Source organism: Pseudotabrizicola sp. 4114 (assembly GCF_031457365.1).
Classification (GTDB): domain Bacteria; phylum Pseudomonadota; class Alphaproteobacteria; order Rhodobacterales; family Rhodobacteraceae; genus Pseudotabrizicola.
This window is the reverse complement of record NZ_JAVDWP010000012.1, coordinates 66,890-76,041: the sequence shown is the minus strand read 5'-3', so window position 1 is coordinate 76,041 and position 9,152 is coordinate 66,890. Positions and strand designations below refer to the sequence as shown.

Sequence of the window (9,152 nt, the reverse complement as noted above, 5' to 3'; positions counted from 1 at the left end):
CCGCATTATGAAGGCCTCACAGAAGTTCGCACTCGATTACACGCCAATACGGTCGAAAACTCCTTGCACTACGGGCGGCAACCACAGAAGCGACTACACCGGAGCCGCAGCCCTGCTGGACAGTCTGCCCGCTGCTGAATGGATGCTCGCAGATCGGGGCTATGATGCCGACTGGTTCAGGGACGCGTTGAAAGACAAGGGGATACGCCCCTGCATCCCAGGCCGGAAATCCCGCGCAAAGACCGTGCGCTACGACAAACGGCGTTACCGGCGCCGCAACCGGATCGAGATCATGTTCGGTCGGCTGAAAGACTGGCGCAGGGTCGCAACCCGCTATGACAGGTGCGCCAAGACCTTCCTCTCCGCCGTCGCCCTCGCCGCAACTGTCATGTTCTGGCTTTGACGATCAATGAGTCTGGACCCTAATCCAAACTGGAGAAACCTCTCAGCGGCAGGTCAGTCGACACTGTCGTCTTATGCCGTCTCAACACTCTTTAATCCTAGTCTTTCCTGAACAATTTGTCGCATGACAAATTTCTGCACTTTTCCTGTGACGGTCATTGGGAAACTATCAACGAACTGTATGTAGCGAGGGATCTTTTGATGGGCGATCTGACCTTTGCAGAACGCCCTCACATCATCCGCCGTAATGACAGCTTCGGCCTGCACTCGGATCCAGGCGCAAAGTTCTTCGCCATATTTCTCGTCAGCGACTCCAAAGACTTCAACGGCTAAGATCGCAGGGTGTCTAAACAGGAACTCCTCAATCTCACGCGGGTAAAGGTTCTCACCGCCCCGAATGACCAAATCCTTAATGCGCCCGACAATGTTGCAGTAGCCTTTTTCATCAAGCGTAGCGATATCCCCCGTGTGCATCCAGCCGGCGGGGTCAATAACTTCGGCGGTTCGCTGCTCATCCCCCCAATACCCCAGCATTACCGAGTAGCCGCGGGTACAAAGCTCGCCAGGTTGGCCGCGCGGAACAATACGCCCTTCGGAATCGACGATCTTCACCTCAAGATGATCTTGTACGCGGCCGACGGTAGACACCCTCCGTTCCAGGGGATCATCGACAGAGCTTTGGAAACTTACTGGGCTGGTCTCCGTCATACCATACGCAATGGTCACTTCGCCCATGTGCATACGCTCAACCACACTTCGCATCACTTCCGTAGGGCATGGTGCGCCAGCCATGATACCTGTGCGCAAGGAAGTTAGGTCGAATTGAGCGAAATCCGGATGGTTCAGTTCAGCAATAAACATGGTCGGCACACCATAGAGCGCGGTACATCTTTCAGCCTCGATCGTTCTAAGCGTCGTGAGAGGATCGAACCCCTCGCCAGGATAGACCATAGTACAGCCATGCGTAAGCGCCGCGAGATTACCCATGACCAAGCCGAAACAATGATATAACGGCACCGGGATGCAAATGCGGTCCTTTTCAGTGAGGCGCATGGCGCGGCCAACGAAATAGCCGTTATTCAGGATATTATGGTGGGTGAGCGTTACACCCTTGGGGCGCCCGGTCGTGCCGCTGGTGAATTGTATGTTTATCGGATCGTCGAATTGCAGAAGGGTTGCCAGGTGGCCTAGGTCGCGTAGCTCTGCCTCGCCACCAAGTTTCGAAACATCCTCGAAAGGAATAACACCTGAAATTGCAGGCCCCCCGATCTGGATGACTATTTTGAGATGTGGCAAACGTGCGGATACGAGTTGCCCTGGCAAGCTGACAGCAAGCTCTGGCGCGAGATTGCTGATCATGCCGGTATAGTCGCTGTCCTTGAACGCGGTCGCGGTTACAAGTGCCTTGCAACTCACAGCATTCAGCGCGTATTCCAGTTCGGATAGCCGATAAGCCGGATTGATCGTCACAAGGACCAGGCCAGCTCTGGCGGCCGCAAACTGAGTGAGCGTCCATTCCGAGCGGTTGAGTGACCAGATGCCAATCCGGTCGCCCCGCTGCAGGCCAAGCGCGAGCAAACCAGCAGCGAAAGCATCCACTCGCTCGCCCAGTTCACGCCAAGTCCATCGCACCTCCTGAGCGACTACGATCAAGGCGTCTTGGTCCGCCCATAAGTCAACCGCACGCTCAAGTGCCTGACCAATAGTAGAGCCTAAAAGCAACTCACTGCTTTGCCCGCTAACATAACTTGCTTCAGAACTTTTCATGCTGTCCTCCCAACTTCTATTCTTTGACTTCCGCGACGCAAAGAAAAGTTTTCGCCATTGCAGGGCCGCATGGCGCTGATGTCCCAACCCGGCTCAGGTCGCCACGCAGCCCGTCTGGGTTCAATTTCCACCGTCGCCCCTCCCACCGTCGCCCCCGGTCAGGCTAAATGGCGAACGCGATTTTGGCAGCTTGCATCTTTTAACCTCAGAGCCGTATGCAATTCCACGGCCGCTGCGAAGGGTGCAAGGACGGGCCGCCAGACGCATCAGCCGCTTTGGGCGAATAGTTCGCGACCGATCAACATGCGCCTGATTTCACTGGTCCCGGCGCCGATCTCGTACAGCTTTGCGTCCCGAAGCAGCCGTCCGGTGGGGTATTCGTTGATATAGCCGTTCGCACCCAGCGCCTGAATTGATTCCAACGCCATCCACGTCGCTTTCTCTGCGGCGAAAAGTATTGCTCCGGCGGCATCCTTGCGGGTCGTCTGTCCCCGATCACAGGCGAGGGCCACGGAATATACATACGCCCGGGCGGCATTCGCTATCGTGTACATGTCCGCGATCTTGCCTTGCATCAGCTGGAACTCACCGATCGCTCTTCCGAACTGCCGCCGCTCACGGACATAGGGCAGCACCACGTCTAAACAAGCACACATGATGCCGAGCGGACCGCCGGCCAGAACAACGCGTTCGTAGTCGAGACCCGACATGAGTATCTTTACGCCATGTCCAATCTCGCCAAGCACATTTTCCTGCGGCACTTCGCAGTCTTGAAAGACAAGCTCGCAAGTGTTGGAGCCTCGCATGCCAAATTTGTCCAACTTCTGCCCGGTAGTGAAGCCTTTCATCCCCTTTTCAATAAGGAAGGCGGTGATGCCTGATGAACCCGCCAGGGGGTCTGTCTTGGCGTAGACCACAAGCACATTGGCATCCGGACCGTTGGTGATCCACATCTTGGTTCCGTTGAGGACGTAGTGCGAACCCTTTTTGTCCGCGCGAAGGCGCATGGACATCACGTCGCTGCCTGCACCGGGCTCGGACATGGCGAGCGCTCCAACATGCTCGCCTGAAACGAGTTTGGGGAGGTATCGACGCTTCTGGTCCCCGTTGCCGTTTCGGTGGATCTGATTGATGCAAAGGTTGGAATGCGCGCCATAGGACAGAGCGACCGAAGCAGATGCGCGGCTGATCTCTTCCATCGCGATGACATGGTCCAGATACCCCATTCCGGCACCGCCATATTCCTCGGACACAGTAATACCCAAAACACCGAGGTCACCCAGCTTGCGCCAGAGTTCCGAGGGAAACTCACTACCTACATCGATTGCAGATGCGATGGGGGCAATTTCACGAGACGCGAACCGACGCACTTCTGTGCGCAAACTATCCGCAGTCCCGCCGAGTCCGAAATCGAACTCTTGCAAGTTGGCCGTCATAAGTGATCTCTCCTTAGTCCTATCGTGACTCGTTCTACGTCACTAGCGTGACTGCACTCCTGTGTTCCGAATGAAGCCAAGCGGAACGACCTTAAGACATCAGGGGGAAATGATGCCGGAGCTTCATTATACTGCGGAAGCCGAATCTTCATGGCAAACATCAACCAGCGACACGACAACAAGTCTCACTTCCGTTCAGGCCGGCGTAAAGACACGAAGCACGGAACCGAGACGCAGCCGCGAGAAAGCGAAGGACGGAAACGACAACGCAAATCCCCCTTCAGTTGTTGCTAACACTCTCGCCGGAAGCCGCAGCGGGGCTTCACCTGGCCTGGGCATGAAATTTGCTTCAACCGCAAGGTCTGATCGGACCATGGCCATACAAAGGCAGACTACACCCTCCTCAAGCATTGGCGATGGCAGTGCCGCATAGAAAATCGTACCGGAAAGAAGACGTGCGATGCAGGCACCGCACGGTCCGTTTCGGGATCGTGCCGCGAGCGGGATCGATTGACGGGACGCTGCTGCGAGGATGGTTTCCATCATCCGCAGCCGTGAACCAGCTTTCCCTGCCAGGTGGCGTGATGCTATGCACCAAAGTCATACCCTTTGGTTACTTCGCCTTACATCTCCAGCCAGTTGGTGTTCGCCTCGAATGCAGCGGCGGCAGCATAGATCGTTGACTCTTCGAAGTGCTTGCCAATCAGCATCATGCTTATCGGCAACCCGTCACTCATACCACAAGGGACGGCCATTGCGGGATGGCCCGTGATGTCGAACGGTGCGGTGTTTGGAATCATCTCGAAGGCGCGCTGAAGAACAAGACTGAGGGGTGCATCTGCAGGCGGCAGAGGGGTCGCCTTGAGCGGCACGGTCGGCATCAAAAGTAGGTCATAGGTGCCGAGCGCATTGTCATAGGCCGCCTTCAGCATCCGCGTCAGATTCTGGCTCTTTGCGTAGAACCGGCCACGGTAATGCGTCATAAAATACTGGCCCACCAGCATCGTAATCTTGAGGGAATCGGAGAGACTGTCCGCCCGCTCCCGCCAAGGGGCGTGCGCATCGATCAGCGAGGTATTATAGAGGCCCTTCCAGTTGAAGCCCATGCCGTTGCCAAGCATCATCTGCGCCTGCGCTCCCTCGCAAGCAACCGGAGTCCATATCGCGGCACCGATGGCATGCTCTGCGAGCGATATCTCGACAACTTCCGCACCGAATTTGACGAACTCGGCCGCAGCCGCTCTCACCTTTGCATCGACATCTTCCTCGCTCTGTGCCAGGCGAAAACCTTCTCTGACGATCGCGATTTTCATCCCTTTTACACCGCGCGCCAGCGCCTCGGTATATTTGGCAACTTTCGGTGCATACTGCCGGGGATCCAGCCCGTCTTCACCCGCAAGAACTTCCAGCATCAGCGCGTTATCTGCAACGTTGGCAGTGATGGGACCGGCGTGGTCGATGGTCGATTCGATCGGCATGATCCCGGTATAGGGCACGAGGCCATGGGTAGGCTTCATACCGTAAGTGCCACAATAGGCCGACGGCATGCGGATTGAGCCGCCCTGATCGCAGCCAATCGCCATATCCACTTCGCCAGCAGCAACCAGGACCGCGCTGCCAGAAGATGATCCGCCGGCCGAATAGCCGTGGCGGCGCGGATTGTGCACCGGGCCCAATGCACCGGTATGGCTGCCGCCAGAGAAGCAGAAATACTCGCAGTGCGCCTTGCCGGCGATTGTCGCACCAGCGTCAAGCAGACGCGTGACGACAGTGGCATCGATGTTGGGTACGTAACCTTCAAGGCTGGAGGAACCGTTCATCATTGGCACGCCCGCGAGGCAGACATTGTCTTTCAGGGCGATTGTCTTCCCCTTCAGTTTGCCGTCCGGGGCACCCATGATATTGGTCTTCACGTACCACGCATTGTAGATATTTTCAGACGCCGGAGGAAAGACGCCGGGAGTACGGGGAAATTTCACTTCAGGAATGTAGTCCGGAAGCGATTCGACGAGGTCGTATGCGAGGAAGTTCCCTTCCATATGGCTGAGAAAGTCTTCGATCTCGGACGATTTCATGCTCATGCCAAGAGAATCGGCGATGTCGTTGAGTTGGGCGGGTGTTGGGCGGGCGACTGCCATGGGACTGTTTCCTGCTTGAGTGATCAAATTTTGCCTGCGGGCGATGGGGCGCTTTCGCTACGGATCCATCGCGTCCGCTGTACGACAGACAATACCGATCGGTGTGTGGGGTGCTGGACTCTGCGTTTCAGAAAAATGGACTGATCGTGCCATCCGCAAACAGCCTCGGTGGAGCATGCGGGACTACCGCGCCTTGTGGACGAATTGCAGGGTGGGAGGTTGCGACGAGTGTGGGCAAGAATGGACGTGGGCTTGCGCGCGCCAAGATCCTTTACCTTCTGCCTTTCGCAAAGAATCTACTTGCAATCTCAATATTTGGGGGCCAAATTTCCTGCTATTCTACGGTGAAGGCCTGCATCATGGGCAGGATTTATTCCTATGCTGGCGCCCGCCCGCGATGCCAACTGTGGTCCTTCGGCACCACAGTTCGGTCGATCTGGGTTGAGGGGCAAGGCAGCCATATGGGGAAATTGGGCTGAGCTGACCTGATCAGGCAGCGGCTAGGGAGCGGGGGTAAGTGCTCATGCCTGATATTAGCTTATTGCCTGGTCCGAAGCCGCAAGTTGATTTCACGACGAGTCTCTTTTCCGAGAATGAAAGATTTTCGTATTGGCGCGATGTCATCTGCGCCTATCTTTCGCCTTCCGAAAGTGAGAGGATTTCTCCCCAAAGCGCGTTCTCAGGCAGCCTGAGGCAGATGCCAATTGGCAAAACGGGTATTTGTGAAATAGAGTTTTCGCCTATGCGGAATTTTCGTGACGCAAATTGCTTGCGGCGAATGCCAGATGACGACATCTTTGTCGCCTTCATGAAATGCGACGGTGCACAACTTATCCAGGATGAGCGCTGCGCCAATCCAAACTTCGGGGATGTCGTCGTCTACGACTCTGCGCAACAATTTGAATGGCAGTTCAAATCACAGTCCAGAATGTTGGTCGCCCGCTTCTCACGGCGGCAGATGGTGTCGCGCGTCCCTAAAATAGAAACGCTGACCGCCAGGGTGATAAAGGCTCGAAGCCCGTTGGCGTCGATTATCGGAAATACGATGAACGACATGCTCCGTTTTGACGACAATCTGGATAGCCGATATGGGCACCGGTTGGGCAATTCCTTTATCGACTTGGTCACATGTTCAATTGAAGCGTGCCTCGTGCAGCAGTTCCGCAGCCCGGTCGATTCCGATCTTTTGTCTAAAGCTAAGTCCTATCTTAGTAACAATATTGAAGATCCGGATATCGACCCCAGTCAAATGGCTGCTCATCTTGGCGTTTCGATCCGCACTTTGTATCGCGTTTTCACCGCAGACGGGACGACGGCGACAAAGTGGCTTTGGCAGAAACGTTTGGAACTGGCTTTCCGGCTGTTAAGCGAAGGTCAGGTTAAAAATGTCAGCCAAGTTGCTATGCAATGCGGCTTCAACGACTTTTCCCATTTCAGCCGTACGTTTCGGAAGGCATACGGAGTGATGCCGAAATCTGTTCTCCGCAAGGCAACCAACGCTAAATAAACGACAGGGCGAGGCGCAAAACTACATTCTAGTTATAGCTGTCGGGCATGACGGTAATGCCCAGTCCAGCGGCGACATACTGTAGTGCGCGATGGTCGCCGGTTGTGTGCGCGGGAAATGCGGGCCTCACGCCCGTGCGGTAAAATAGGGGCTCGTTTCCGACAGCAACGTAACCGGCCGATTGCCCCCGCCTGCCCGACTTGGGGGTGATCTGATAGGGCACGTGTATAGCGACGTCGTCTGCGACGTGTCTTATGCAGGGCTTGCGATGCGTGGTGATATTCTGGGGCTGGAGCGGCGACGGCGGTGGAGCGACGATGAGAAGCTCGGGAATGTGCTGTCGGTCGGGATATGCGGTGCGACGGTGACGCAGGTTGCTCAGCGGCATAGTGTGACGCGGCAGCAGATCTACACAAAGTGCGCGACGCCGGAGCGTCACTGGTTCAAGGCCATGGCGAGGGAAGACGGCGGTGGATCGTGTCGGCCAAGGCAAAGAAGGGCAGATCAACATGCGCTTCCTCGCCATGACGAACCACTATGTTTACGAGCCCGAGTTTCGCAATCCGGCGGCGGGATGGGAGAAAGGTCAAGTTGAGAAGAACGTTCGGCATTCCCGCCAATGCCAACCCACCCTTGACCACAGCGTGAACCAAAATCCATAATCAGAGGTGGCTCACTTCTCGGTGAAAAAACCGGCTCAGTTCTGGGTGCAAATCAACAGGGCGACAATCCCTTGCACAAGCATGGGTATCCCACCAATATCACCGCCGAGCTGATTGCTGATGTAATCACGAACGCGTTTCGGAAACCGGATGGGGCAGACAATGACAAACACATTACGCCTTCTGGTGCCGCAATGGCAGGGTGGCGAGTCAGAGGCCTATCCCATGGGCGCAAGACTCCTGGAGTGGCTGGCACCCGCAGGTGACTGCCCGACAGTCGAAATCGCTGTCGAGCCATTTGATCCCGCGCCATTGCTGAGCCGCGAAGGTGTAGCCGGGTTGGATCACCTGACCGCGCACATCAGAGATATCGCCGCCCGTATCAACCAGCACAAGCCGGACCGGCTTGTTGTGTTCGGCGGTGACTGCCTCGTCAGCCAGGCTCCGTTTTCCTATCTGAGCAAACTGTACGGCGGGGAACTAGGTGTGCTCTGGCTGGATGCGCATCCCGATGTCGCGACGGCAAAGGAGCGAAGCCGTGGCCATACAATGGTTCTGGCAAACCTGTTGGGAAGAGGTGAGCCCGCGCTGTCCGAAGGCGTTACATCGCCAATCCCACCTGAACGGGTTATGATGGTTGGCCTTTCCAAGCTCTTCGACTACGAGGATGACAGACTGACGGAGTTTGGTGTCGCGCGCATTGCTGCCGATGATCTCGGTGACAACAGGGGAGTCATGGACTGGCTGAGGGACACAGGAATCACTCGCCTTGCCATTCACCTCGATCTTGATGTGCTCAGTCCACAAGCCTTCCGCAGCCAGGGTTTCGCACTGCCCATGCAGAAACTGGACAGCACGCAGCTGCAACGGTCGGGGTCGATGTCTTTCGATCAAGTAGCATCCCTGATCAGGGCAGTGTCAGCGTCAGTTGATGTCGTTGGCCTTAGCATCACGGAGCATCTGCCGTGGGATGTTGTCAATCTTCAGAAATTGCTTAAGCAATTTCCGATCTTGTCCGGGTAGACGATCTGGAAACGGGTTTAGCACGGCAAAGGCCGCCCGGGATGCGGTGGCTGAACGCAGTGCCGATGGCAACCCCACGGCTGCGCCGCCAGACGCAACCGCGGCCATTTTCCAGATCAACTGCCGCGTATCGGGCCGGTGATCGGAACCGCGCACAACGTCGTATGTCTTCGGCGTTCCAAAAGCAGACAGACGGGCCAGACCCGGCTCACTCCGC

Annotated in this window: 6 protein-coding genes and 1 pseudogene; 4 read left to right on the top strand and 3 right to left on the bottom strand. The window is 56.3% G+C overall.

Annotation, left to right across the window (positions count from 1 at the left end; translation table 11 throughout):
* Window positions 1–403, top strand: a 403-nt coding sequence (locus J2X53_RS19240; RefSeq protein WP_349039116.1) for an IS5 family transposase, incomplete at its 5' end; no start/stop codon positions are given.
* Window positions 404–474: 71 nt separating this feature from the next.
* Here the strand turns inward: J2X53_RS19240 and J2X53_RS19235 are convergent.
* The 3 genes from J2X53_RS19235 to J2X53_RS19225 form a co-directional block, all read right to left on the bottom strand.
* Window positions 475–2,169, bottom strand: a complete 1,695-nt coding sequence (locus J2X53_RS19235) for an AMP-binding protein (RefSeq protein WP_349039115.1) — start codon at window positions 2,167–2,169, stop codon at window positions 475–477.
* A gap of 266 nt (window positions 2,170–2,435) precedes the next feature.
* Window positions 2,436–3,605, bottom strand: a complete 1,170-nt coding sequence (locus J2X53_RS19230; protein WP_349039114.1) for an isovaleryl-CoA dehydrogenase — start codon at window positions 3,603–3,605, stop codon at window positions 2,436–2,438.
* A 623-nt stretch (window positions 3,606–4,228) separates the two neighbouring features.
* On the bottom strand, window positions 4,229–5,743 hold the full coding sequence (locus J2X53_RS19225; protein WP_349039113.1) for an amidase: 1,515 nt from the start codon (window positions 5,741–5,743) through the stop codon (window positions 4,229–4,231).
* A 523-nt stretch (window positions 5,744–6,266) separates the two neighbouring features.
* Between J2X53_RS19225 and J2X53_RS19220 the strand changes: the two genes are divergently transcribed.
* From J2X53_RS19220 to J2X53_RS19210, 3 genes and pseudogenes are all read left to right on the top strand, one after another.
* A complete protein-coding gene (locus J2X53_RS19220) occupies window positions 6,267–7,250 on the top strand; it encodes an AraC family transcriptional regulator (RefSeq protein ID WP_349039112.1) in 984 nt (327 codons plus the stop codon).
* A 461-nt stretch (window positions 7,251–7,711) separates the two neighbouring features.
* Window positions 7,712–7,867, top strand: a pseudogene (locus J2X53_RS19215) (IS21 family transposase); the annotation flags it as partial.
* A gap of 207 nt (window positions 7,868–8,074) precedes the next feature.
* Window positions 8,075–8,935 (top strand): arginase family protein, encoded by an 861-nt coding sequence (locus tag J2X53_RS19210; RefSeq protein WP_349039111.1) that lies wholly within the window; start codon window positions 8,075–8,077, stop codon window positions 8,933–8,935.
* Window positions 8,936–9,152: the final 217 nt, after the last annotated feature.

Excerpts from the sequence above, each read along its gene's own strand:
- J2X53_RS19235 (WP_349039115.1), bottom strand. The coding sequence starts at position 2,169 with ATGAAAAGTTCTGAAGCAAGTTATGTTAGCGGGCAAAGCAGTGAGTTG.
- J2X53_RS19230 (WP_349039114.1), bottom strand. The coding sequence starts at position 3,605 with ATGACGGCCAACTTGCAAGAGTTCGATTTCGGACTCGGCGGGACTGCG.
- J2X53_RS19225 (WP_349039113.1), bottom strand. The coding sequence starts at position 5,743 with ATGGCAGTCGCCCGCCCAACACCCGCCCAACTCAACGACATCGCCGAT.
- J2X53_RS19220 (WP_349039112.1), top strand. The coding sequence starts at position 6,267 with ATGCCTGATATTAGCTTATTGCCTGGTCCGAAGCCGCAAGTTGATTTC.
- J2X53_RS19210 (WP_349039111.1), top strand. The coding sequence starts at position 8,075 with ATGACAAACACATTACGCCTTCTGGTGCCGCAATGGCAGGGTGGCGAG.